Origin of the sequence: Segniliparus rugosus ATCC BAA-974 (assembly GCF_000185725.2) — a bacterium.
Lineage (GTDB): Bacteria > Actinomycetota > Actinomycetes > Mycobacteriales > Mycobacteriaceae > Segniliparus > Segniliparus rugosus.
On sequence record NZ_KI391953.1, the window covers coordinates 860,750 to 882,301 of the forward strand.

Here is a 21,552-nt window from a genome sequence, read left to right on the forward strand (position 1 = left end):
CGGGGACAAGTCCTGGCGGTTGACGGCGGTGTGCTTCCTCGAGGAGCCGGACAGCGCCTACGTGCACTCGTTGGCGACGATGCCGAGCCCGGTGGAGTCGTATTGGCCGGGCCGCCCCGGCTACGAGGCGGACGTGCCCCAGGCGGCTGTCGAGGACGCGAAGACGCTCAGCTCCGAGGAGCTGGCGGTCAAGCAGGACGACCCGTTGCGGCACGCGCAGGACGCCGCGAAGCGGGACCCGGACGGCCTGTACGACCCGGTCGGCCTGCCCCCGAAGGAGGCCGAGTGGTACCGCAAGTCCGCGGAACGCTCGGGCAGGGCGCAGCTCACCAACGCCCGCTGGAAACAAGAACTCGACCAGTACCGCAAAGAAGAACGCGGCGGCGACAACCTGAACTGGTGACCAGCAAGAGGAGAGTGAGATGACGCATCCTTTGGTGTTGACGAGCCCTGGGTTGGCGGCGGCGGTCGCCGGGGTGTCGAAGGAGAAGACCGCCTCGGCGGTGGCCGCTTTGGCCCGTGAGGGTGTGCAGAGCACGTCCGCGTACACGCAGGGGCCGGTGTGGGGCCCGCTGTACGGGGCGTTGGCGAACAGCGGTGCTGGTGTCGGCACCGATGAGTTCCGCGCCGCGCGGGACGCGGCGCGGAACGAGTTGCGCTCGCACGAGATCGACGGCTTCGAGCTTTTGGCCCGGTTGGAGGGTCGTGTGGCCGTCAAGCCGGGCGAGCTGCCTCCGACTCGGGGCGAGTATGAGAGCCATCGCAACCTCACCTGGCGGTTGCGCGCCATGTTGCTCGCATTCAACGACCCGTACCAGGATCAACTGCTGGACGTGGCGCATTGCCTGCGCAACGGCGGGATGAGCGACTCCGAGATCACCAGCAAGCTCTAGACCATCGCAATTCTGGCCGACGCGCGCGATCTGACGGATTCTGTCCGTGTTTTAGGATGGTGGGAACCGTCCGCAGATCGGGCGCGTCTCACTTTGCGTGATCGGTCGGCGTACGTCGACTAGCGAAGGAGCACCACAGCTGACGCCAGCGGATTCCTGGGACAGCGGCGGTCAGTTTCTTCCTGGACCAACTCGATAAATGGGGCAAAGACCCCGTGATCGACCTGATCACCGGGAAGCCCACCCCTGTGACAGCTGCAGGGCTGCCGATCTTTAACACCAGTATCCCGCAGCTTCAAGCCCTTGATGCCATGTCCAACAGTCCAGGCGGTCTGCCCGACCCTGCTCTCCCCACCGGAGGCCACGCACTTGACGAGATGCGTTCGCTTGGCATGGTGGATGAGAGCGGACGACTCCTGCCCCTGAACGTCTCCAACAGCTCGGGTTGAGCTACGACACGCTGGATAGGTGTCTAACGAGCTACTGGCAAAACTCTGGGCGAGATAATGTCGTGAGCGATGTGGCCAACGCGAGTTCCGCTTACGATCACGTCACGGATAATAGAAAGAAATGATTAGTAAACGGTTCCTCTTCTGGATCTTATTCGTGGTGGTGGCGGTTGCTGGGTGCGGGCATCGCCCATCTGCGCGTTATCCCGATCAAGCCACACAAAAGCTGGCCGAAGCAGTTGGCGCGAACTCGCATAAAGTGATCCGTGATTTGATCGCAGGAGCAGACGGGGAGCACCCTGATGACGCGCTGATCGGGCACCTGCTGGGGCAAGACTGGGACGACGGGGGGAAGGCTGTGGCAGCAGTCGTGGCCTGGATCCCGGATGCTCGCGGCGATGACTTTTCTCTCGGCGGACAGACCGCGCACGCTGTCGCTACGTATATGGCGGCGCACCATGACGATCTTTTGAAAGACAAGCGTCTCTTCGGGGATGCCAACCCACAACTTGCGCGGGCTCTGGCCAGAGCGATGGTGCCGTATCTTGCGTCTATGGTCCAAGACTTGGGCACGAGTACCGGGTTTCGACGGCTAGACGATGATCGCGCAGCTCGCAATACCAGGCGCGTCCTCACGGTGCTCGGCAGTGATGGTGTCGCGAGTCAGATCCTTAAAGAGGGGGTTCTTAAAACTCAGGAATCATGGTACGAACAGTACGCACAAGGCCTTGCGGCATCGCCCACCCGATACGGACCCGAGTTCGGGTACTCAGCGACGTTGCAAGGCGCTGCCGCGATGGCCGACTGCGCCGACCACGACCTGCGCACGCCAAACCCGAAAGCCAAACCTGATGTGTACGACGCGAGCATGCCCCAGTTCCGCATCTTTCAGGAGCTTTCGACGCAGCCTGGTGGCTTGCCAGGCCAGAGTTCTGAGATTGCACGGTTCCAAGACCTTGGGCTCATCGACCAAGAGCAGCGCGTGATCGCACCAGAACAGGTGAAAGCCATAGGAGTGAACACCGATACGCTTGACCAGTACCTGACCAACTACTGGCGCAACGTCGGACTGGGAACGGTGGTGTTGGACGCGATCAAAGCGGGCAAGTTGTACGACGCGGCTACGGTCTAGCCGAGTTTGTTGCGGCTCGACCGCGCTGGCCTCTGCCCGCCCTCCGGCGTGCGCTTGCGAGCGGTGGTCTGATCGACAACGGCGGGATGAGCGATTCCGAGATCGCCGGCAGGCTCTAGACTCGACCGCATGCGGAACGCGTTGAGAGCGGCTGCGGCGGCTGTCGTGGTCTCGGCTGTGGCTTCGTGCGCGCACGCTGGGGCTCCGGGCGGGCAGGGGATCACGGTGTTCGCGGCGGCTTCGTTGCAGAAGGTGTTCACGGAGCTGGGCGGGCGGTTCGAGGCGCAGCATCCGGGGACGAAGGTGGCGTTCACGTTCGCGGGGTCGCCGACGTTGCTGGCGCAGTTGGACCAGGGGGCGCGGGGGATGTGTTCGCGTCGGCGGACGAGGCGAACATGGCGCGGGCGCGGCAGGCGAAGCTGGTGGGGGAGACGAGGGTGTTCGCGTCGAACCATTTGGTGATCGCGACGGCTGCGGGCAATCCGAAGCATATTGCGAGGCTGGCGGATCTGGCGGACCCGGCGTTGTCGGTGGTGGTGTGCGCCCCGCAGGTGCCGTGCGGGGCGTTGGCGGGGCGGGTGGAGGCGAAGGCTGGGGTGGCGGTCCCGGCGAGGAGCCAGGAGCCTTCGGTGAGCGATGTGCTGGCGAAGGTGCTATCCGGGGAGGCGGACGCGGGCCTGGTGTACCGCACGGACGCGAGCGCGGCGGGGGACCGGGCGGCGACGGTGCCGATCCCGGAGGGGGATTCGCTCGCGACGGAGTATCCCATCGCGGTGCTGAGCCAGGCTCAGGGGCAGGGGCGGGGGCAGACGGCGCAGGCTTTTGTGGATTTTGTGCTCGGCCCGCAGGGGCAGGAGGCGTTGGCGAAGGCGGGCTTTGGCGCACCGTGAGCGCGGGGGCGTGCCCGCGCCGCTGCTCGTGCCCGCCGCGCTCGGCCTCGCGTTGGTCACTTTGCCGGTGCTGTGCCTGCCCCGTGGGGTGTCGTTCGGCCAGCTGCCCTCGCTCGCGGCCTCGGCGGCGGCTCGGGACGCGCTCACGCTGTCGTTGATCACGACCACCACGGCCACCGCGCTGGTCCTGTTGCTGGGCACGCCGCTGGCGTTGTTCCTCGCGCGCGGCTCCGGGCGCGGGAGGGGCGTGCTGCGCGGGGTGTTGCTGGTGCCGTTGGCGTTGCCGCCGGTGGTGGGCGGCATGGCGCTGCTCTCGGCGTTCGGCAGGCGCGGGGTGCTCGGCGAGCAGCTGGACGCGTTGGGCGTGCGGATCGCGTTCTCCACCACTGCGGTGGTGCTGGCCCAGGCGTTTGTGGCCCTGCCGTTCTTCGCGCTCGCGTTCGCCAGCGCGCTCGCGGCGGCGGGCGAGGCTCCGGAGCGGGCGGCGGCGGGGCTGGGCGCGCGGCCGTGGCAGGTGCTGTGGCGGGTGACGCTGCCGAGGATGCGCCCCGCGCTGATCGCGGCGACGGCATTGGCGTTCGCGCGGGCGCTTGGCGAGTTCGGCGCGACGTTGACGTTCGCGGGCAGTTTCCAAGGGGTCACCCGGACTTTGCCGCTGGAGGTGTATTTGCAGCGGGAGGTCGATCCTGCCTCGGCGCAGGCGCTGTCTTTGGCGTTCCTCATCGTCGCGGTCGGCCTTGTGCTGCTCACCTTGTGGGCGGACCGTCGTCGGCCCGGACCGGACCCGGTCGCATGAGTCCGACGGGGCTGCGGATCGACGTGGCGCACCGGGGCCGGGGGGTCGAGGCGGCGTTCGACGTGCCCGCTGGGACGTGCGCGGCGCTGATCGGGCCGAACGGGGCGGGCAAGTCGAGCCTGCTCGGGATGGTGGCGGGCTTCGTGCGGCCCGACCGGGGGCAGGTCCGCGTCGGGGATCGCGAGGTGGCCGGGTTGCCGTTGTGGCGGCGCAGGGTCGCGCTCCTGGCGCAGCGCGCGGTGTTGTTCGAGCATTTGGACGTGCTGGACAATGTGGCGTTCGCGCCGAGGGCCGCCGGGCGCGGCACGGCGCGGTCGAGGGCGGCGGCGCGCGATTGGCTGGAGCGGGTCGGAGCCGGGGAGCTGGCCCGGCGGCGGGCGCGGGAGCTGTCCGGCGGGCAGGCGCAGCGTGTCGCGTTGGCGCAGGCGCTGGCCGCCGAGCCGGACGTGTTGCTGTTGGACGAGCCATTCGCCGCGCTGGACGTACCGGCGGCCGCGGAGCTGCGGGCCTTGCTGCGGCGGCTCGTGGCGGGGCGGACTTGCCTCTTGGTGACGCATGACTACGCCGACGTGGCGACGCTGGCGGATTCGGTGGTGGTGCTGGAGTCGGGCCGGGTGGCGCAGACGGCGCGGCCCGAGGAGCTTGCCGAACGCCCCGCCACCGAGTTCGCCGCCCGGCTGGTGGGGCTCAACCGCGTCGGGGACGCGCTGTTCCCGCCCTCTGCGGCGACTGTGCTGCTGGGCGGCGCGGAGGCGGCGCAGCATCGGGGCACGGTCATCGGCGTGGTCTCGCACGGGGAAGGGCTGCGGGCGCTGTGCCGGATCGGGGATTCGGTGGTCGAGGCCCCGGTCGGGCGCGAGCTCGCGCAGCGGCTGGAGCCGGGCATGGCGGTCGGGATCGCGGTGCGGGAGGGGGTCGCGCGATGAGGCGGACGGCACGCGCCCTGCGGTGGGCGGCGCTCGGGACGGCGGCGGCGCTGGGGATGGCCGCGTGCGCGGCTCCGTCCGGACAGCAGGCTGGCCAGCGCCGCCACGAGCAGGCTTCCGCCCAAGCCCCGTCCTCGCCGCCGCCTGCGCCGTTCGAGCCCGCACCCGTGGTGTGGGGGCCGTGCGACGGCGGCGTGGCGCGGCCGGGGGAACGCTTCGAGCTTGCCTGCGCCGAGGTCGTGGTGCCGCTGGACTACGACCGCCCGGACGGGAAGAAGATCGCCATCGCGATCTCCCGCACCCGCGCCAAAGCCGCGCACGACCCGCTCGGGCCGCTCCTGATGAATCCGGGCGGGCCGGGCTCGCCGGGGCTCTCCACCGGACCGATCCTCGCTGGCGAGATGCCCGCCGCCGTGGCGGAGCGGTTCGACGTGATCGGCTTCGACCCGAGGGGCGTTGGCCGCTCCGGCCAGCTGAACTGCGTGGACGCGACGGCGATCGACACGCTCGCCGGGTTGCCGGATCTGCGCGGGGCCGGCGCTCCCGCCCGCGCGGAGGCGGCGCAGCGCGCGGTCAGCCAGGCCTGCGCCGCCGCCCTGGGCCCCGCCCTCGCGTTCTACAGCACCGTGGACACGGCCCGCGACATGGAGTCGATCCGGCGCGCGCTCGCGGCCCCGAAGATCAGCTATCTCGGCTTCTCCTACGGCACGTTCCTCGGCGCGGTGTACGCGCATCTCTACCCTGGCGCGGTGCGGGCGATGGTGCTCGACTCGCCGGTGGACTTCACCCGGCCTCGGGCCGAGTTCTTCGAGGGAGTCGCGTCCTCCTCGGAGGAGGTGTTCGACCAGTTCGCGGCATGGGCGGCGCGCGGCCCGGACGCGGCGCGGCTGCGGGATCTGCGCCCGAGGCTCGCCGCGCTCATCGCGCGGGACGCGCGCGCGGTGGACGTGCGCGACGTGTTCGGCAAGCTGCGCCGCTACGAGCAGTGGCCGAGGCTCGCCGATGTCCTCGCCAGCGCGCTCGACGGGCAGCGCCCGCCCCCGCCGAAGCCCCCGAGCCCGCAGGGGGCCAGCGCGCTGCGGACCGTCTGGTGCGACGACCAGCCGCCCGCGCTGCGAGTCCGGACCGACGAGGCGGCCCGGTTCGCGCGGGAATGGCCCGAGCGCAGCCCGATCTTCGGGGCCTCGTTCGCGAACCAGAGCTTCCCCGGCCTCTTGGACTGCGCGGGCTGGCCCGAGCCCGCCCATCCCGCCGGTCCCGGCCTGATATCCGGGACCGGCGCGCCGCCGTTGCTCGTGGTGAGCGGCCTGCACGACCCGAACACCCCGCACCGCTGGGCGCAGGCGTTCGTCGCCGAGGTCGACAGCGCGGTCCTGCTCAGCACGCAGCGTCCCGGCCACGCGCAGTACCTGGGGCAGAGCGCGGCTCGAGGCTGTTTGAACCGGGGCGTGGAGGACTACCTGACGGAGTTGCGGCTGCCCGCCGAGGGCACGGTGTGCCCGATCGACGGGTGAGTCGTCGGTTTAAAACGCTTGACAGGGCGTGGGAGTTCCCGCTCGGGCGTTGTTGCTTGTTTTCTCTCAAACAGTGGCGGACGGGCCGTCCTCGGGCGCAGCATCGTGTCATGCCACTTTTTCATGTTGAAACCGCTGATTGGAATGAGATCTACCAGGGCGAGGGCGACGCGCACGCGGAGCTTTCGCCGTGGAACATCGGGGCCCCGCAGCCCGAGTTCGTCGCGCTGGAAGAGCGCGGCGAGATCCGGGGCGCAGTGCTCGACGCCGGGTGCGGCGTCGGCGTGACGTCGGTCTGGTTGGCCGAGCGCGGGCACGAGGTCGTCGGGTTGGACCTCTCCGCCGTCGCGGTGGAGCGGGCCCGCCGCCTCGCCGCAGAGCGAGGCGTGTCCGCGCAGTTCGCGGCGGCGGACCTCAGCGAGTTCGGCGGCTGCGACGAGCGGTTCGACACCGCTGTGGACAGCGCGGTGTTCCACTCCATGCCGGTCGCGCTCCGGGAGCCCTATATGCGCAGGCTGCGCGCCGCGCTGCGCCCCGGCGGGCGCTTCTACGCCCTCGTGTTCGCCGCCGAGGCGTTCCCGCGCCATGAGTTCGGGCCCCGCGCCTTCACCGAGTCCGAGCTGCGCGATGCGGCGGGCGCGCATCTGGCCGTGGACGAGGTCCGGGCCGCCCGCGTGCATCTGCTCGCCCCCAAACCCGGCGCGCTGCCCGAGGGCTTCGAGTGGCGCGGTGTGGTCATCGGCCCCAGCGGCCTCGCCCAACTGCCGGGCTGGCTCCTGGTCGCGCACCGCGACTAACGCTCAGCGGTATTCGGGCCGCAACGTGTCGCCGAAGGCTCCGAGCGGGATCCGTGTGGTGAACGCCCCTGCGGCCATCGACCCGACGCGGGATCTGGGCAGGTAGACGACCAGCTCGGTCGTGGTGAGCGCGAACGCGGTGTAGGTGCCGTCGTTGTAGCCGCCGCCGATGGAGAGCTGGTCGAGGCCGCCGCCCTTTGGCGCGTAGCGCAGCACGAGCGGGGTGATGGCGGTCGGGATGTTCGTCCCCGCCTTGAACAAGTCCGCGAGCTTGAGCTGCCGGTGCTCGGCGAGGTCGAAGGTCATCGTCAGGAACTCGTCGGTCGGATGCGCCGAGGAGGTGACGTTGACCAGCTCGTGGAACACCAGGCTCTGCACCGAGGCGGAATGCTGGTATTTCTGGTGTTCGGCGATATCGCCCGCCGCCAGGGTCTGCGGAGCGGAGGGGGTCGAGGCGCGCAGCGCGGCGACTCGGCTCTTGATGAACGCGGCGAGCTGCGACTGGACCCACTCGTCGCCGAGCATGTCGTCGGGGATCGGGCTGCTGTAGCTGATCGCCCGGTCGTCGGACAGGTTCTCCTGGAACTCGCAGCGCGGCTCGTCGGTCTGGCGCGGGTAGAGCCCGTGCTCGCGCCACGTCCCGCCCACGGCCTCGCAGACGCCCGCCTGGTCGGCGGAGGCAGGAGCCGCCGCGAACCCGCCGAGCGCGACCGAGGCGAGCAACGCGCAGAAGAGCCGACGCATGCCGATCAGCGGGGCGGCAGGGCGCCCGAGGACGGCTTCGCCGGGACGGCGGGCGCGGGCGTCTTCAGCGGCGCGGCGCCGGGGGCCGTCGCTGACGGCTTGGCGGGCGTGGTGCTCGGGCTCGGCTCGGAAGCGCTCGGCGCGGGCGACGGGATGGTGGTCCCCGGTGCGGTGGGGACGGTGGTCGTCGGCGCGGAACCGTCCGGCTCGGCGGTGGGCGCGCTGCTCTCCGACACGGCCGAGCCGGTGGAAGCCGACAGGGTGAAGGTCTGCGTGAGCTTCTGCGTCACCGGCTGGCGCACGCCCTTCGTGAACGCCGACTCGGTGAAGACCACGGTCCTGGAGGAGCCGGACGACTGCTCCTCGTAGGTGACGCCGACCGCGATCTCGCCGTCGCCGCCGGCGAGCTGCGCTTGGTAGAACTTGATCCGCGAGGCGAGGTACGTCGTGAGCTGCTTGCCGCCGGACGGGTCGTCCGCAACGTCGGACGGGTATTCGTACTGCAATTGCAGCAGCGTGCTCCCCGCCGACTCCGGTGTCAGCTCGCATGCCGCGCGGCCTGTGATCTGCACGAATTCGCTGCGGTCCGACCACAGGCCGTCCAAGTCCTCGCACACGCCCTGGCGGTCGGCGTGCGCGGGGGCTCCGGTCAGTCCGGCTGAGGCCGCGAGCAATGCGGTCACCACTTTGTGCTGCATAGGGCTTCACCGTACCCGCCCTGCCTGTGCGTTCTCTGGAAGGGCCGGCTTGCGGTCAGTGCTCGTAGGGATCCTGCGGCTCGGGGATGGGCTCGACGTCGACGACGCGGACGGTCGGGATGCTGTCCGGGTCCGCATGGACGCTGCCCGGCACATACGTCGCGACGACGCGCACCCACTGCTTGTCCGAGAGGCCCTGCGCGTTCGGGGCGTCGAGTTTGACCACCGCCGCGCGAGCGTCCGCGACGCAGCACCAGATGAACACCCGCGCGAGGTACAGCCCGTCTGGCAGGGTCCGGACGAAGCCGACGAGCGAGACCTCCCTGCCGTCGAGCGTTCCCGGCGCGTTCAGCGCGCGGCCGACGAAATCCAGCAGCTTCACCTGCGGCTGTCCCGGCGGCAGCGGAGCATAGCCCTGGGACTCGACCGGCGCGGCCTGCGCCTGCGAGGGACGCTGGTCCACGGTCAGGATCGGCGGCGGCGCGAAGAGCAGCGCCAACGCCGGGACCATCAAGAGCCAGCCCATCCGCGTCTGATGCCGGTGGCCGTGCTCCTGCTCGTCGGCCCCGCCCCGGAAACTGCGCGCGATGAGCGCTGCGGCCAACAGCACGGTCGCGGCCCCGGACACGGCGAGCCACGGCCCCAATTCGGGCTTCACGTACCGCGCGTACATGCCGTTCAGCGAGATCTTGAGCACGGCCCCGCCCGCCAGCAGCAAGATCAGGTATTGCGTCTCGCGCCTCATCGTCCGGCCCCGAACACGAGCAGGCCCCCGGTCGTCGCCACCGCCACCGCGACCGCGAGGACGACCGCGTCCAGGCGCAGCGCGAGCCTCGCGCCGAACATCCCCACATGCATCCCGACGAGCTTGAGGTCCACCATCGGGCTCACGACCAGGAACACCAGCTGCGCGGTGGACGGCAGCGCGGTGAAGCTCGCGGCGACGAATGCGTCCGCCTCTGAGCAGACCGAGAGGACGACCGCGAGCACGGTCATCGCCGCAACCGAGGAGAGGAGGTTCCCGCCGAGCGCCGCGAGCCAGGCTGGCGGGATCAGGACGTGGGCGAGCGCCGCGAACCCGGCTCCGAGCACGAGGAACGATCCGGAGGAAAGCAGGTCGGCCTTGGCGGCGGCGAGGAACCGGTCCAACCGCGAGCCTCCGCCGTGCGCGTGCCCAGCCTCGTGCGCGGGCTCGGGCAGGGGATCCTGGTCCGAGGCGCGTCGCAAGAAGGCGAGCCCCACCAGCCAGGCCACAAGGAGCGAAGCGCAGAACCGGGCCAACGCCATCTGCGGCCGGTCTGGGAACGCCACGAGCGTCGCCGCGATCACCACTGGGTTGATCGCCGGGGCGGCGAGCAGGAAGGCGATGGCCGCCCCGCGCCCCGCGCCCGAGGCGAGCAGCCGGCTCGCGATCGGAGCCGACGCGCATTCGCACGCGGGCAGTCCGACCCCGGCCAACCCCGAGGCCAGCACCCGCGCCTTTTCGCCCCGAGGCAGGAGCCTGCGCAGCCCGTCGCCGGGGAAGAACGCCGCGATCAACGCGCTCACCAGCACGCCGAGAGCCACGAACGGGACCGCCTGCACGAAGATCCCGGAGAAGACAGTGGCCGCCGCCGAGAGCACGGGATGGGCCGCGAACGCGTCCGAAACCTGCTCGGCGAACACGATGAAGACGAGGAGGACGACGGTGAACACCCAGATCGAGGAGGGCCGGACGGAGCCGGCTTGGGCGCGCACGACCGCCAGGGTAGCAACTCGTCCGTCCCCGCGCAGAGGCTCTACACTGTTGGACGTGCGAGAAGCGTGGCGTCGGTCAGTGAGCCGATTCGTGGCCTGGTCGGCCCCTTTTGCCCTGGTCGCGAGCAGCGCTCTCGCCGCGTGCGGCGAGAGCAAGCCGGCCCCGCCGCCCCCCGCTCCCGCGCCGCCCGCCCCGGTCGCGGCCACCACCACGTCGACGCCCCCCACTCGCGAGCTTCCCGCCGGGCACGAAGCTCTCCTCGTACGAGGCCCCCGCGTGGCGGAGCCTTTTGCCCAAGGGCGCGGACGCCACGCTCATCCGCTACCGCTCCACCTCGGGGATCGACGGCTCCGCGACCGAAGTCGCCGGGGTCGTCCTCACCCCCGCCGGACCCGCGCCGAAGGAGGGCTGGCCGATCATCACCGTCGGCCACGGCCTGACCGGGGTCGTCGGTGATTGTGGCCCCGCCGAGCGCCCCGACCTCACCAGCACCTCGCAGAAGATCATCCCTCTGGTCAAAGCGGGCTATTTGGTGGTGATGAGCGACTACCAAGGGCTGTCCGCGCCGGGCACGCACCCCTTCTTGGACCCGAAGACCGCCGCGTACAACCTGATCGACGCGGTCGCCGCCGCGCGCCAGCTGGTCCCGCAGCACTCCAACAAATGGGCGGCCTGGGGCTACTCCCAGGGCGGCCAGGCGGCGTGGGCCGCCCTGGAGCGCGCGAAGGAGTACGGGAAGGCGTTCCAGTTCGTGGGGGCCGTCGCGCTGGACCCCGCTGTGACCGGGACCGAGCTGCTCGACGGCGCGCTGGCGGGCCAGCTGAACAAGGGCCAGCAGGCGGTGTTCCCCGCGCTGGTCGCCGGGTACCTCGCGAAACATCCGGAGGGCAAGTGGGAGGATTTCCTCTCCGGCTCCGCGCTGGAAAACCACGAGGCGTTGCTCTCGTGCGCGCCGGAGGATCTGAAGAAGCGCGCCGCGATCACCGCGCAGATCGTCCCGTCCGAAGTCGTGCCCGCCGCCCCGGAGGCGCAGGCCAAGCTGCGCGCGTGGTTGGAGGAAGTCTCGCTGCCCAAGACGGCGGGGGACGGGCCGCTCTTGGTCGTGCAGGGCGGCAAAGACGAGCTGATCCGGCCCGAATGGGTGCAGGAGGCCGTGCGGCGGGGCTGCAAGCTCGGGCTGCGCGTGCAGGAGACGGTCCGTCCTGGCCAGGACCACGCCACCGTCGAGGACGACCAGGAAGTGCTCGACTGGCTCGGCGCGAGATTCGCCGGAGACCAGCCGCCGCCGAGCTCCTGCGAGTAGGCTGAGGCCATGCGCCTCGCCCATTTCGGCCAGTCCTGCGTCCTCGTCGAGCACGCGGGGACGAAAGTGCTGATCGACCCGGGCTCCTTCTCGCACGGGTTCGAGGGGATCTCCGGCCTCGACGCCATCCTGGTCACCCATCAGCACGCCGACCATGTCGACCAGTCCCGGCTCGGCCCGCTCCTCGAGCTCAACCCGCAGGCCGTCCTCGTCACGGACGCGCAGACTCAGGCGGTCCTCGGCGGCCGGTGGCGGAAAGTCGCCCCTGGCGACTCGTTCGCGGCCGGCGCGCTCGACGTCCGCGTGGTCGGCGGCAAGCACGCCGTCCTCGTCCCGGACGTGCCGGTGGTGGACAACCTCGGGTTCATCTTCGGCGACGAGTCCGAGCCCGACCTCTTCTACCATCCGGGGGACGCGCTGCACGTGCCGGACAAGAGCCCGCAGGTCCTCGCGGTGCCCACCGGCGGGCCGTGGATGACCGTCGCGAACGGGATCGACTTCCTGCGCGCGGTGAACGCCCGGCTCGCCGTGCCGGTCCACGCCGAGACCGAGCGCTTCCCGCAGCTGTACACCGACCGCTACGCCGAATACGGGCCGAGCGGGGCGGAGTTGCGGATCCTGCCCCGCGAGGACGGCTTAGAAGTCGCTTAGAAAACCGCCCTCGCCGCGCGCGGGCGCATAGAGTGGGATCATGAGTTCGGAACCCGCGTACACCAGCTGGCTCGACTTGCAGTTCCACTCGCCCGCCCGCCTCGGCGACACCAAGATCGACGCCGACGAGGTGGCGCGGCACATCCACGACGAGCTCATGCTCGACGGCTCCTCCCGGCTGAACCTCGCGACGTTCGTGAGCACGTGGATGGAGCCGCAGGCGCGGGGGCTGATGGCCGAAGCCTTCGACAAGAACATGATCGACAAGGACGAGTACCCGGCGACCGCCGCCATCGAGGCGCGGTGCGTGGCCATCGTCGCGGACCTCTTCCACGCGCCGGGGCTCGACCCTGGCGACGCGTCGAGCGCGACCGGCGTGTCCACCATCGGGTCGAGCGAGGCCGTGATGCTCGGCGGTCTGGCGCTGAAATGGCGCTGGCGCCTCGCGCGGCAGGCGGCGGGGAAGGACACGACGAGGCCGAACCTGGTGCTCGGCTCGAACGTGCAGGTCGTGTGGGAGAAGTTCTGCCGCTACTTCGACGTGGAGCCCCGATATCTGCCGATGGCCCCTGATCGCTACACGATCACCCCGGAGCAGGTCAAAGCCGCCGTGGACGAGAACACCATCGGCGTCGTCGCGATCCTCGGCACCACCTTCACCGGGGAGTTCGAGCCGGTCGCGGAGATCGCCGAAGCCCTCGACGCGCTCGCGGCCTCGGGCGGCCCGGATGTGAAGATCCACGTGGACGCGGCCTCGGGCGGCTTCGTCGCGCCGTTCCTGCATCCCCAGCTGCCGTGGGACTTCCGGGTGCCCAGAGTCGTGTCGATCAACGTCTCCGGGCATAAGTACGGGCTCACCTACCCCGGAGTCGGGTTCGTGGTGTGGCGGGACGCGGAGCAGCTGCCCGAGGAGCTGGTCTTCCGCGTCTCCTACCTCGGCGGGGACATGCCGACGTTCACCTTGAACTTCTCCCGCCCCGGCAACCAGGTGATCGGGCAGTACTACAACTTCCTGCGGCTGGGGCGGGAGGGCTACACGCGGGTGATGACCTCGCTGCAGCGCACCGCGCGGCAGGTCGCCGACGATCTCGGCGAGCTGCCGGGCGTGCGGGTGATCGCCGACGGCTCCGCGATCCCTGTGGTGGCGTTCGCTTTGGAGGACGGGCTGGGCTTTGACGTCTACGAGCTTTCGCACGCGCTGCGCGCCAGCGGCTGGCAAGTGCCCGCCTACCCGATGCCCCAGGGCGCGGAAGGGCTCTCGGTGCTGCGGATCGTCGTGCGCGAAGGGTTCAGCGGCTCGCTCGCCCAGGCACTGATCACCAGCATCACGACCGCGATGGAGGAGCTTGGGCGCGGGGAGGCGAAGCCGAGGAGGCACTTCGCGCATTAGCGCGAACGGCCAGCCCTGCGCGCATGAGCGCGAACGGCCAGCCCTGCGCGTACGAGGAGCTAGCTCTGCTCCTCGGCCAGTTGTAGCAGGCGCCGCAACTGGTCGAAGCACGCGTCGCTGCGCGCCAGTCGTTCGGCCCGCTCGTCCTCCGTCTCCACAGCGCCGTCGGGCAGCGCGCCAGCGGCTTCGCGCAACGCGACGAAGAACGCCCCGACTTGCTCGGGCGTGCCGCCCATGAGCTGGTCGGCCAGCTCGGACCTCGGTATCCACCGCGCCGCCGAGAGCCGTTCGAGCTGTCCCTCCTGCCGGTCGTCGAGGTACCCCTGCCCCCAGCGGCCACGCCCGCTCCACCAGAGCAGCCCGAGCCGTTCCCGCCAGTCCCCCGGCTGCGCGGGACAGCCAGGGGACTGGCACCACACGTCCTCGGCCCCGACGGCCGCGTCTGCTCCCAAGCTATGTTCGAACTCGAAATGGAAGCACGCATAGTGCATGAGCTCGAAGACCTGGGCGGCCCGGCGCGCCTCGTCGCCCGTCATGGCCCCGCCGCAACGTCGGCAGGCGACGGGCTCGGGATCGCTCTGGCGCATGCGGCGAGGATAGAGCGCGAATCCCCGCGCCCGCCAGCGAATATCCGCAGCCCGATTTGCCAGCCGACTCACAGCTGGTAGTGATCAAAACCACACTCTCGGTCCTTTATGTTCGTTTGTACCTCCTCTCAAGGAGGTTTTTACCTCTCACAAAGGAGTCGGAGATGAGGAACAAAGTCGCCGCGCTATTTTTCGCCGTTGCCGCGCCATTGGGGGCATTGATGACGCCTGCGGCGGCGCAGGCTTCTCCGACGGTCCCGCATTCGGACACGATCCGCCCCGCCCCGGACCACTACCGCTGGTGCCCCGGTTGGCGTTGGGACAACCGGTGGGGCCGGAACTGGGACTGGAACCGTTGCCACGACGACCGCTTCCGCTACGACCGGTACTGGCATCGGTACGACAGATACGACCGGTGGGACGACCGGTGGGACAGGGATCGGGACTGGCGGGACCGGGACGACGGCTGGGCCCACCACTGGTGAGCGTGCGCGTCCTGTGGCCGTGGCCCGGAGCCGGTCGGTTCCGGGCCACATGCGCGCGCGTGATGAGGGGCCGCGCTCCTCGGCGCCGTGTTGCGAGGCTCCGGCGTCTTCTTCTCGGGGAGAATCTAAAATTTTTATGGGCCTCCCTCGCGCGGAACACCACAATCATAAATTGTTGAAAAATAATCAACGCTTGTTATTGCTGGTGGGAAGTGGGCGCGAATCGGTATTCGCGACATTGCCGGGCGGCCATTGTCGGCAGTGCGCGCGATTCGCGGTTTCGCCGAAGTCGTGTCGGCGATTTTCCGCTTGCCCGCCTCGGCGAAGTGTGTGTAGTCTCTTAAACAGAGCCTTGCTGCACGGCTGGGGACAGTTCTTGTTGCGGGGTTCTTTTTCACGAGAAGAATCGCATGCTTTCGTTTGCCGAAGCATTGATAAGAGTGGAGGTGGCGCGTTGTCGCTCGAAGGAAAATACGCGATTGTGGCCGCAGGGGCGAAGAACCTGGGCGGGCTCATCTCGAAGGAGCTGGCACGGGCAGGCGCTGCTGGCGTCGCGGTCCACTACAACAGCGCTTCGTCGGAGGCCGCGGCCGACGAGACGGTGGCCGCCATCCAGGCGACGGGGGCCAAGACGGTCAAGTTCCAAGGCGATCTGACCAAGCCTGAGAATATCACCGCTTTCTACAATGCCGCGCTCAGCGAGTTCGGCAGCCTCGACATCGCCGTCAACACCGTCGGCCAGGTGATCCGCAAGCCCATCCTTGAGATCACCGAGGCGGATTACGACGAGATTTTCGACAAGAACTCGAAGGCGGCTTTCTTCTTCATCAAAGAGGCGGCGGAAAAGCTCAACGACGGTGGTAGCATCACCACGATTATCACCTCCCTGCTCGCCTTCTACACCGACGGATACGCCATTTACGGCGGCTCGAAGTCTCCGGTCGTGGAGTTCACCAAGGCGGCCTCGAAAGAGCTGGGCTCTCGCCAGATCAGCGTGAACGCCATCGCCCCCGGGCCGATGGACACGCCGTTCTTGTACCCGCAGGAGAACGACGGCCGCGTCGAGTGGCTCAAGTCGACCACGCCGCTCGGACGGTTGACCGAAATCACGGACGTGGCATCCAGCGTCGTCTTCCTCGCCGGGCCCGGCAAGTGGTACACCGGACAGGTGTTCTACCCCAACGGCGGCTTCGCGACGAAAGGCTGAACCGCCTGCGGCGCACTCCCGCGTCGGCAGTCCGGCGCGGGAGTGCACAGGGCGGCTCCGACGCGGCGCTCTTCGGCCCGGAAGCAGTCCTGCGCCCCCGCGCAGGACTGCGGGAGATCGCGCCCGGAGCCGTCCATCTCCCGGACTGGCTGCCGCTCTCCGAGCAGGCCCGGCTCGCCGCCGCTTTCGCCGAGTGGTCCTGCGGGCCGGTCCCGCCGAGGGCTGCTTCGCTCCCGAACGGGGGCCGCATGTCGGTCGAGACGGTCTGCCTCGGCTGGCATTGGCTCCCCTACCGCTACACGCGGACTGCCGATGACGTGAACGGGCGGCGCGTGCTGCCGTTTCCGGATTGGCTCGGCGACCTCGCGAGGGGTGCGGTCGAGGAAGCCTGCGGCGCGGCGACGGCGTACCGCCCGGACGCGGCGCTGGCCAATTACTATCGCCCGGACGCGCGCATGGGCATGCACCAAGACAAAGAGGAGCGCGCCGCTGATCCGGTCGTCTCGTTCAGCGTCGGCGACAGCTGCGTGTTCCGCTTCGGCAACGTCGAGGGCCGAGGCCAGCCCTACACGGATGTCCGTCTGGGGTCCGGGGACGCGTTCGTGTTCGGCGGGCCCGCCCGGTTCGCCTACCACGGCGTGCCGAAACTGTTCCCGAACACCGCGCCCGCCGGTTGCGGCCTCGACCGAGGCCGGATCAACATCACCGTGCGCGTCACGGGATTGCGCGACTGACGGAGCGTTTGCCCGAAACGGTTGTGGCCCCTGTCCGAGTCCGGACAGGGGCCACAACCGTTTTGTGTTGACTCGTCGGGGATGCGGGTCTCCGGCCGGGGGTTGTCGCCGCTGGGGGCGCGGCTGTCTGGCGCGGGGGTCTCCGGCTGGGCGTTGGGCCGAGTGCGCGTTGTTCGGGTGAGTTGCCTGAAAACGGTTGTGGCCCCGCCTGGAACCAGGCGGGGCCACAACCGTTACGCGTCTTATTCGCCGGAGATGAAGGTCTCCAGCTGGGCGCGGGCGATGTCGTCGGGCAGCTGGCGCGGGGGGGACTTCATGAGGTACGCGCTGGCCGGGTAGACCGGTCCGCCGATGCCTCGGTCGAGGGCGATCTTCGCCGCGCGCACCGCGTCGATGATGATGCCCGCAGAGTTCGGGGAGTCCCAGACCTCCAGCTTGTACTCCAGGTTGAGCGGCACGTCGCCGAAGGCGCGGCCTTCAAGACGCACGTAGGCCCACTTGCGGTCGTCGAGCCACTCGACGTAGTCGGATGGGCCGATGTGGACGTTGCGGTCGTAGATCTTGCCCGCCAGCGAGCCCTGCAGGTTGCTGGTGACGGCCTGGGTCTTGGAGACCTTCTTGGACTCCAAGCGCTCGCGTTCGAGCATGTTCTTGAAGTCCATGTTGCCGCCGACGTTGAGCTGGTAGGTGCGGTCGAGCACGACGCCCCGGTCCTCGAAGAGCTTGGCCATCACGCGGTGGGTGATGGTGGCTCCGACCTGGCTCTTGATGTCGTCGCCGACGATCGGCACGCCCGCCTTCTCGAACTTCGCGGCCCATTCGGGGTCGGAGGCGATGAAGACCGGCAGGGCGTTGACGAACGCGACGCCCGCGTCGATGGCGCACTGGGCGTAGAAGCGGTCCGCGTCCTCGGAGCCCACCGGCAGGTAGGAGACCAGCACGTCGACTTTCGCGGCCTTGAGCGCGGCGACCACGTCCACCGCCTCGCCCGGAGCCTCTTCGATGGTCAGCTGGTAGTACTTGCCGAGGCCGTCGAGGGTGGGGCCGCGCAGGACCGGCACGTCCAGCGGGGGCACGTCGGCGATCTTGATGGTGTTGTTCTGGCTGGCGAAGATCGCCTCGGAGAGGTCGAAGCCGACCTTCTTCGCGTCCACGTCGAACGCGGTCACGAATTTCACGTCGCGCACGTGGTAAGGGCCGAAGCGCACGTGCATCAGACCGGGAACGGTCGCGCTCTCGTCGGCGTCCTTGTAGTACTGCACGCCTTGGACCAGCGATGCGGCGCAGTTGCCGACACCGACGATGGCGACGCGGACTTCGTTCACGTTGTCAGTCATGATTGGTGGCTTTCTCCTCGGATCTCAGCGGCGATGAGCTCGTTGAGCCATCCCACTTCGCGTTCAGTGGACTCCAGCGCCAGCTGTTGCAGCTGAGCACTGTACCGGCGCAGGCCGGCGCTGGCTTTCGCCAAGGTCTCGCGCAAGGTGTCGCGTCGCTGCTCCACCTGCCTGCGACGGCCTTCGAGGATGCGCATGCGCACCTCCGGTGCGGTGAAGCGGAAAAACGCCAACCGCAGGCCGAAGCCGTCGTCTGTGTAGTTCCGGGGTCCGGTGTCGCTCACCAGCTCGATGAAGCGCTCCCGCCCTTCCGGGGTGATCTCGTAAACCCGCTTGGCCCGTTTGGTGCCCACCGGGGCTGCGTTCGCCCTGGTGCTGCGGGCTGCGGGCGGCGGTCCGCCGTCCGCCGAGTAGATCAAACGCTCCGTTTCGAGGTGCCGCAACGCCGGGTACAGCGACCCGTACGAGAAGGCGCGGAACGGGCCCAGCAGGTCCTTGAGCTGCTTGCGCAGGTCGTAGCCGTGCATGGGGGAGTCATGGAGCAATCCGAGGATCGCCATCTCCAGCATGCCCGAACCCTTCCGTTGTCTCGTTTCGTCTGTCTCGTTCCGTCGGTTTGACCCATCCCGATGCTATATCGCGCCGATATAGCTGTCAATCGGGCTTGTCATCAGAAGTTCACCTGAAACATGGCGAAGCGCGCACCTTTGCTCAGCTGCCGGACAGCGACGAGGGCGAAGCTCCCATCTGACAGATTCTGTGAAACATATTGGAAACATAGGGGGCTTTCATGCAGATCAAACTCGCCGCAGGACTCGCGGCCGCAGCAGCGCTCTTCCCGCCGTCCCCTGCCAGCGCGGAGGAATGGTGCCCGGGGGAGCCGTGGCGCCTGGAATGGGGCGTCAATGTCGACTTCGAGACCTGCCACGGCACGCCGTCCCTGAACAACCACGGCTTGGACGGCGGGAACGGGGCCATGTTCGGCGACGACCTGCACGACCGCGAGAGCAACCATGTCGACCAGGCCGGAGTCAGCACCGGCAACGCCCGGACCCATGGGGGCAATCAAGAGGGCGGCGGCGCGTCGGCGAACACGAACGGCACCACGACTGGCTCCGTCGGCGGCAATCAGGCGGGCAGCGCGGGCGGCTCCCCTCGCACCTGAGGTTCGACGGACAGGAATCGCCCAGGATCCTGGCGCCAAGCGCACTGCCGAATCTTAGTGCGCGCCTAAGTTTTCGAGCCTAGCCTGGTGTTCTCCGCGTATGAGCGGAGACACCGCATCGCTACTCGTAAGGAGACCTGCCATGACTGAACCGCCCGAATCCCCCGAACCGCAGGAAAAACCCTCGGCGGGGACGATCACCCATGTGACCACGAATTTGCCGCAATCGAACATCGGTTGGGCAGTGGCTTCGGTGGTCTTCTTCTGGCCGCTCGCGTTCAGCGCGTTCGCGAACGCCTGGAAGGTGTACCCGCTGTGGTCGGCGGGCGACACGGAAGGAGCCGAACGGGCGGCGGCCAAGGCCAAACTGCTCGGGAAGATCTCGCTGCTGGTCGGCCTGGTCCTCATCTTCTTGCTCGTCGCGCTCCGGATCGCGGCCTTCTGGTTCTGCCACCGCCACGGCGGCGGCTGGGGGCACCACCACGGCGGCTGGGGCCACGGCGATTGGGGCCATGGCGACCACGACCGGGGCGATTGGGGCCATGACGGCTGGGACCGAGGCGACCACGGCCGCTGGGGCGCTGACGGCCCGGCGCAGCCCGCTCCTCCCGAGCGGCCCTTGCCGCCCGCGCAGCCCGCTCCTCCTGAGCGGCCCTTCTCGCCCGCGCCGCCCCCTCCGAGGATGTGAGCAAGGCCGGGCGACCATGAGGGAGGACCCCCGATGGCGAAGGGCTCCGACGCGATCGGGGGTTTTCCCCTACCCTGGAGAGATGCGTTCGCCCGTCCAGCCCCAACAGCACGTCGTGGAGTACGGCCTCCAACGGCGCGCCCGGCTTGCCGACTATCAGGCGGGCATGGTGGCTCGGGAGGAGATTTGCGACGCGGACCGCTTCCTGCTGCTGGCCGCGAAATTCCACGGCCAGCCGAGCGCGACGCTCTGCCCGGTCTGCGGCAAGGAGCGGCTGACCCACGTGTCCTGGGTGTACGGGGACGCGCTCGGCCCGGCTTCGGGCTCCGCTCGGGGCGAGCACGAGATCGCGCAGCTCTCCTTGGCGCGGGGCGAGTTCACAGTGCACGTCGTCGAGGTCTGCCGGGGCTGCTCGTGGAACTTCCTCATCCGCTCCTACGTCATCGGCGTCCCGAAGGCGAGGGCGAAGAGCAAACGAGGCGCCTCGCGGTAGCGTCGCGCATTCGAGATCCGCGCGGAGCCCAACTCGAATCGAGTATGGAGCCGCGCCGCGTCGGCACGCGTTGGGAGGGGATGGGAATCGTGCGTTCGGCCCTCGGCTCCGCTTGCCTCGTCGCGTCCTGCGCCGCGCTGGCCGCGCTCTGCGCCCCCGCCCTCGCCGCGCCCGAGGACGGGCAATGGTGCCCAGGCCAGCCGTGGCGGCTGGACTGGGGCGTCAACTGGGACGCCGAGCACTGCCACGGCTTCGTGAAACCGGGCGAAGCCGACACCGATCTGCACGGGGGCGCCACCGTCGACCCCAACCCCCCGTCCGGCTACCCGCCGGGGCAGTACCCGCCGAACTACAACTGGGGCGAGCACTACCCCTACAACACCAGCCCGTACGGCGATTCGCGGAAATGGGGACAGCACAATTGACGGCCCCGGCGCGCGCGTGGGGATCGCGGCATCGCGCCATGATCGGCTGTGGCGCCGCGCCATGATCGGCTGTGGCGCCGCGCCATGATCGGCTGTAACATGGTGAAGGGCGCAATCGTTGCGCCTGATCGGCAGCGATACCTTCTATGAAAGCGGGACGCATTCCATGAAAACCATCGTCGCGGCGCTCTTCGCGACCGCCCTTTCGGGGGCCGCGCTCGCCGCCCCGTCTTCGGCGCTCGCCGCTCCTCTCCCGGCAGGCCAGAACGACAGGCATTGGTGTCCTGGCGAGGAGTGGAACGAGGAATGGGGCGTCAACGAGCAGCCGAACCGTTGTCACGATGTCGACCTGGACGACGACGACGCGGGCCTGGACCCCGGTGTTCCAGATCCTGACCTCGGCACCGGCTTGCCCCGCCAGCACCCGGACGGGCAGTACCCGCCCGACTACGACTGGAGCGAAGAGTACGGCGACAACCACGGCGGCCGTCACGGGTGATCGCGGCTTAT

General features: G+C 69.3%; 25 protein-coding genes and 1 pseudogene. 19 read left to right on the forward strand and 7 right to left on the reverse strand.

Going from position 1 to position 21,552, the window contains the following annotated elements:
• From HMPREF9336_RS04200 to HMPREF9336_RS04235, 8 genes and pseudogenes are all read left to right on the forward strand, one after another.
• A partial coding sequence (locus HMPREF9336_RS04200; protein ID WP_021030073.1) for a hypothetical protein occupies positions 1-403 on the forward strand: 403 nt, incomplete at its 5' end.
• Positions 404-422: 19 nt separating this feature from the next.
• Positions 423-893 (forward strand): hypothetical protein, encoded by a 471-nt coding sequence (locus HMPREF9336_RS04205; RefSeq protein WP_021030074.1) that lies wholly within the window; start codon positions 423-425, stop codon positions 891-893.
• Between the two features lie 570 nt (positions 894-1,463).
• The gene (locus HMPREF9336_RS04210; RefSeq protein ID WP_021030075.1) at positions 1,464-2,474 is read left to right on the forward strand and encodes a TPR repeat domain-containing protein; all 1,011 of its coding nucleotides are present in this window, start codon (positions 1,464-1,466) and stop codon (positions 2,472-2,474) included.
• A 129-nt stretch (positions 2,475-2,603) separates the two neighbouring features.
• Positions 2,604-3,364 (forward strand): annotated as a pseudogene (gene modA, locus HMPREF9336_RS04215) (molybdate ABC transporter substrate-binding protein).
• Positions 3,351-4,160: a molybdate ABC transporter permease subunit gene (modB, locus tag HMPREF9336_RS04220; RefSeq protein WP_040584617.1), complete on the forward strand. Its 810-nt coding sequence runs from the start codon at positions 3,351-3,353 to the stop codon at positions 4,158-4,160. The pseudogene modA and the gene modB overlap by 14 nt, the downstream one beginning before the upstream one ends.
• Positions 4,157-5,086: an ABC transporter ATP-binding protein gene (locus HMPREF9336_RS04225; protein ID WP_021030077.1), complete on the forward strand. Its 930-nt coding sequence runs from the start codon at positions 4,157-4,159 to the stop codon at positions 5,084-5,086. The genes modB and HMPREF9336_RS04225 overlap by 4 nt, the downstream gene beginning before the upstream one ends.
• On the forward strand, positions 5,083-6,600 hold the full coding sequence (locus tag HMPREF9336_RS04230; protein ID WP_021030078.1) for an alpha/beta hydrolase: 1,518 nt from the start codon (positions 5,083-5,085) through the stop codon (positions 6,598-6,600). Before HMPREF9336_RS04225 ends, HMPREF9336_RS04230 begins: the two co-directional genes overlap by 4 nt.
• 110 nt (positions 6,601-6,710) lie before the next feature.
• Positions 6,711-7,397 carry a class I SAM-dependent methyltransferase gene (locus HMPREF9336_RS04235; protein ID WP_007469334.1) on the forward strand — a complete coding sequence of 229 codons (687 nt, stop codon included), beginning with the start codon at positions 6,711-6,713 and terminating at the stop codon, positions 7,395-7,397.
• Positions 7,398-7,400: 3 nt separating this feature from the next.
• Here HMPREF9336_RS04235 and HMPREF9336_RS04240 read toward each other — a convergent pair whose 3' ends face one another.
• From HMPREF9336_RS04240 to HMPREF9336_RS04255, 4 genes are read right to left on the reverse strand one after another with little or no spacing between them, the layout of a single operon-like run.
• Positions 7,401-8,141 (reverse strand): RsiV family protein, encoded by a 741-nt coding sequence (locus HMPREF9336_RS04240; RefSeq protein ID WP_007469336.1) that lies wholly within the window; start codon positions 8,139-8,141, stop codon positions 7,401-7,403.
• A 5-nt stretch (positions 8,142-8,146) separates the two neighbouring features.
• Positions 8,147-8,839: a hypothetical protein gene (locus HMPREF9336_RS04245; protein ID WP_021030079.1), complete on the reverse strand. Its 693-nt coding sequence runs from the start codon at positions 8,837-8,839 to the stop codon at positions 8,147-8,149.
• Between the two features lie 55 nt (positions 8,840-8,894).
• The gene (locus HMPREF9336_RS04250; protein WP_007469340.1) at positions 8,895-9,584 is read right to left on the reverse strand and encodes a TIGR03943 family putative permease subunit; all 690 of its coding nucleotides are present in this window, start codon (positions 9,582-9,584) and stop codon (positions 8,895-8,897) included.
• Positions 9,581-10,576, reverse strand: a complete 996-nt coding sequence (locus HMPREF9336_RS04255; protein ID WP_007469342.1) for a permease — start codon at positions 10,574-10,576, stop codon at positions 9,581-9,583. The genes HMPREF9336_RS04250 and HMPREF9336_RS04255 overlap by 4 nt, the downstream gene beginning before the upstream one ends.
• 290 nt (positions 10,577-10,866) lie before the next feature.
• Between HMPREF9336_RS04255 and HMPREF9336_RS04260 the strand changes: the two genes are divergently transcribed.
• From HMPREF9336_RS04260 to gad, 3 genes are read left to right on the forward strand one after another with little or no spacing between them, the layout of a single operon-like run.
• Positions 10,867-11,880, forward strand: coding sequence for an alpha/beta fold hydrolase (locus HMPREF9336_RS04260; RefSeq protein ID WP_007469344.1), 1,014 nt, complete (start codon positions 10,867-10,869; stop codon positions 11,878-11,880).
• Between the two features lie 9 nt (positions 11,881-11,889).
• A complete protein-coding gene (locus HMPREF9336_RS04265) occupies positions 11,890-12,531 on the forward strand; it encodes an MBL fold metallo-hydrolase (RefSeq protein ID WP_007469346.1) in 642 nt (213 codons plus the stop codon).
• Between the two features lie 40 nt (positions 12,532-12,571).
• A complete protein-coding gene (gene gad / locus HMPREF9336_RS04270) occupies positions 12,572-13,921 on the forward strand; it encodes a glutamate decarboxylase (RefSeq protein ID WP_007469348.1) in 1,350 nt (449 codons plus the stop codon).
• Positions 13,922-13,980: 59 nt separating this feature from the next.
• Here the strand turns inward: gad and HMPREF9336_RS04275 are convergent, their stop codons facing one another.
• Positions 13,981-14,508 carry a hypothetical protein gene (locus tag HMPREF9336_RS04275; protein ID WP_007469350.1) on the reverse strand — a complete coding sequence of 176 codons (528 nt, stop codon included), beginning with the start codon at positions 14,506-14,508 and terminating at the stop codon, positions 13,981-13,983.
• A gap of 164 nt (positions 14,509-14,672) precedes the next feature.
• On the opposite strand from HMPREF9336_RS04275, the gene HMPREF9336_RS04280 reads away from it, so the two are divergent.
• From HMPREF9336_RS04280 to HMPREF9336_RS04290, 3 genes are all read left to right on the forward strand, one after another.
• Complete coding sequence (locus tag HMPREF9336_RS04280) at positions 14,673-14,993, forward strand: Mtp family mycobacterial-type pilin (RefSeq protein ID WP_007469352.1); 321 nt, start codon at positions 14,673-14,675, stop codon at positions 14,991-14,993.
• 454 nt (positions 14,994-15,447) lie between these two features.
• Positions 15,448-16,200, forward strand: a complete 753-nt coding sequence (locus HMPREF9336_RS04285; RefSeq protein ID WP_007469354.1) for an SDR family oxidoreductase — start codon at positions 15,448-15,450, stop codon at positions 16,198-16,200.
• 89 nt (positions 16,201-16,289) lie between these two features.
• Entirely contained in the window at positions 16,290-16,934 is a 645-nt protein-coding gene (locus HMPREF9336_RS04290; protein ID WP_040585020.1) for an alpha-ketoglutarate-dependent dioxygenase AlkB family protein, read from the forward strand.
• Between the two features lie 242 nt (positions 16,935-17,176).
• On the opposite strand, the gene HMPREF9336_RS04295 is transcribed toward HMPREF9336_RS04290, so the two are convergent.
• Both HMPREF9336_RS04295 and HMPREF9336_RS04300 read right to left on the reverse strand, forming a co-directional pair.
• A complete protein-coding gene (locus HMPREF9336_RS04295) occupies positions 17,177-18,271 on the reverse strand; it encodes an inositol-3-phosphate synthase (RefSeq protein WP_007469357.1) in 1,095 nt (364 codons plus the stop codon).
• Entirely contained in the window at positions 18,268-18,840 is a 573-nt protein-coding gene (locus tag HMPREF9336_RS04300; protein WP_007469359.1) for a PadR family transcriptional regulator, read from the reverse strand. Before HMPREF9336_RS04300 ends, HMPREF9336_RS04295 begins: the two co-directional genes overlap by 4 nt.
• A 221-nt stretch (positions 18,841-19,061) precedes the next feature.
• On the opposite strand from HMPREF9336_RS04300, the gene HMPREF9336_RS04305 reads away from it, so the two are divergent.
• From HMPREF9336_RS04305 to HMPREF9336_RS04325, 5 genes are all read left to right on the forward strand, one after another.
• Positions 19,062-19,436, forward strand: a complete 375-nt coding sequence (locus HMPREF9336_RS04305; RefSeq protein ID WP_007469361.1) for an Mtp family mycobacterial-type pilin — start codon at positions 19,062-19,064, stop codon at positions 19,434-19,436.
• Positions 19,437-19,578: 142 nt separating this feature from the next.
• On the forward strand, positions 19,579-20,124 hold the full coding sequence (locus HMPREF9336_RS04310; RefSeq protein ID WP_007469363.1) for a CD225/dispanin family protein: 546 nt from the start codon (positions 19,579-19,581) through the stop codon (positions 20,122-20,124).
• 82 nt (positions 20,125-20,206) lie between these two features.
• Positions 20,207-20,617, forward strand: coding sequence for a DUF5318 family protein (locus HMPREF9336_RS04315; protein ID WP_007469365.1), 411 nt, complete (start codon positions 20,207-20,209; stop codon positions 20,615-20,617).
• A gap of 89 nt (positions 20,618-20,706) precedes the next feature.
• Entirely contained in the window at positions 20,707-21,042 is a 336-nt protein-coding gene (locus tag HMPREF9336_RS17375) for an Mtp family mycobacterial-type pilin (RefSeq protein ID WP_007469367.1), read from the forward strand.
• Between the two features lie 166 nt (positions 21,043-21,208).
• Positions 21,209-21,541, forward strand: coding sequence for an Mtp family mycobacterial-type pilin (locus tag HMPREF9336_RS04325; RefSeq protein WP_007469369.1), 333 nt, complete (start codon positions 21,209-21,211; stop codon positions 21,539-21,541).
• Positions 21,542-21,552 lie beyond the last annotated feature (11 nt).

Excerpts from the sequence above, each read along its gene's own strand:
- HMPREF9336_RS04300 (WP_007469359.1), bottom strand. The coding sequence starts at position 18,840 with ATGCTGGAGATGGCGATCCTCGGATTGCTCCATGACTCCCCCATGCAC.
- HMPREF9336_RS04205 (WP_021030074.1), top strand. The coding sequence starts at position 423 with ATGACGCATCCTTTGGTGTTGACGAGCCCTGGGTTGGCGGCGGCGGTC.
- HMPREF9336_RS04280 (WP_007469352.1), top strand. The coding sequence starts at position 14,673 with ATGAGGAACAAAGTCGCCGCGCTATTTTTCGCCGTTGCCGCGCCATTG.
- gad (WP_007469348.1), top strand. The coding sequence starts at position 12,572 with ATGAGTTCGGAACCCGCGTACACCAGCTGGCTCGACTTGCAGTTCCAC.
- HMPREF9336_RS04250 (WP_007469340.1), bottom strand. The coding sequence starts at position 9,584 with ATGAGGCGCGAGACGCAATACCTGATCTTGCTGCTGGCGGGCGGGGCC.
- HMPREF9336_RS04265 (WP_007469346.1), top strand. The coding sequence starts at position 11,890 with ATGCGCCTCGCCCATTTCGGCCAGTCCTGCGTCCTCGTCGAGCACGCG.
- HMPREF9336_RS04325 (WP_007469369.1), top strand. The coding sequence starts at position 21,209 with ATGAAAACCATCGTCGCGGCGCTCTTCGCGACCGCCCTTTCGGGGGCC.
- HMPREF9336_RS04225 (WP_021030077.1), top strand. The coding sequence starts at position 4,157 with ATGAGTCCGACGGGGCTGCGGATCGACGTGGCGCACCGGGGCCGGGGG.
- HMPREF9336_RS04235 (WP_007469334.1), top strand. The coding sequence starts at position 6,711 with ATGCCACTTTTTCATGTTGAAACCGCTGATTGGAATGAGATCTACCAG.
- HMPREF9336_RS04275 (WP_007469350.1), bottom strand. The coding sequence starts at position 14,508 with ATGCGCCAGAGCGATCCCGAGCCCGTCGCCTGCCGACGTTGCGGCGGG.
- HMPREF9336_RS04295 (WP_007469357.1), bottom strand. The coding sequence starts at position 18,271 with ATGACTGACAACGTGAACGAAGTCCGCGTCGCCATCGTCGGTGTCGGC.
- HMPREF9336_RS04210 (WP_021030075.1), top strand. The coding sequence starts at position 1,464 with ATGATTAGTAAACGGTTCCTCTTCTGGATCTTATTCGTGGTGGTGGCG.
- HMPREF9336_RS04305 (WP_007469361.1), top strand. The coding sequence starts at position 19,062 with ATGCAGATCAAACTCGCCGCAGGACTCGCGGCCGCAGCAGCGCTCTTC.
- HMPREF9336_RS04315 (WP_007469365.1), top strand. The coding sequence starts at position 20,207 with ATGCGTTCGCCCGTCCAGCCCCAACAGCACGTCGTGGAGTACGGCCTC.
- HMPREF9336_RS04230 (WP_021030078.1), top strand. The coding sequence starts at position 5,083 with ATGAGGCGGACGGCACGCGCCCTGCGGTGGGCGGCGCTCGGGACGGCG.
- HMPREF9336_RS04310 (WP_007469363.1), top strand. The coding sequence starts at position 19,579 with ATGACTGAACCGCCCGAATCCCCCGAACCGCAGGAAAAACCCTCGGCG.
- HMPREF9336_RS04245 (WP_021030079.1), bottom strand. The coding sequence starts at position 8,839 with ATGCAGCACAAAGTGGTGACCGCATTGCTCGCGGCCTCAGCCGGACTG.
- HMPREF9336_RS04240 (WP_007469336.1), bottom strand. The coding sequence starts at position 8,141 with ATGCGTCGGCTCTTCTGCGCGTTGCTCGCCTCGGTCGCGCTCGGCGGG.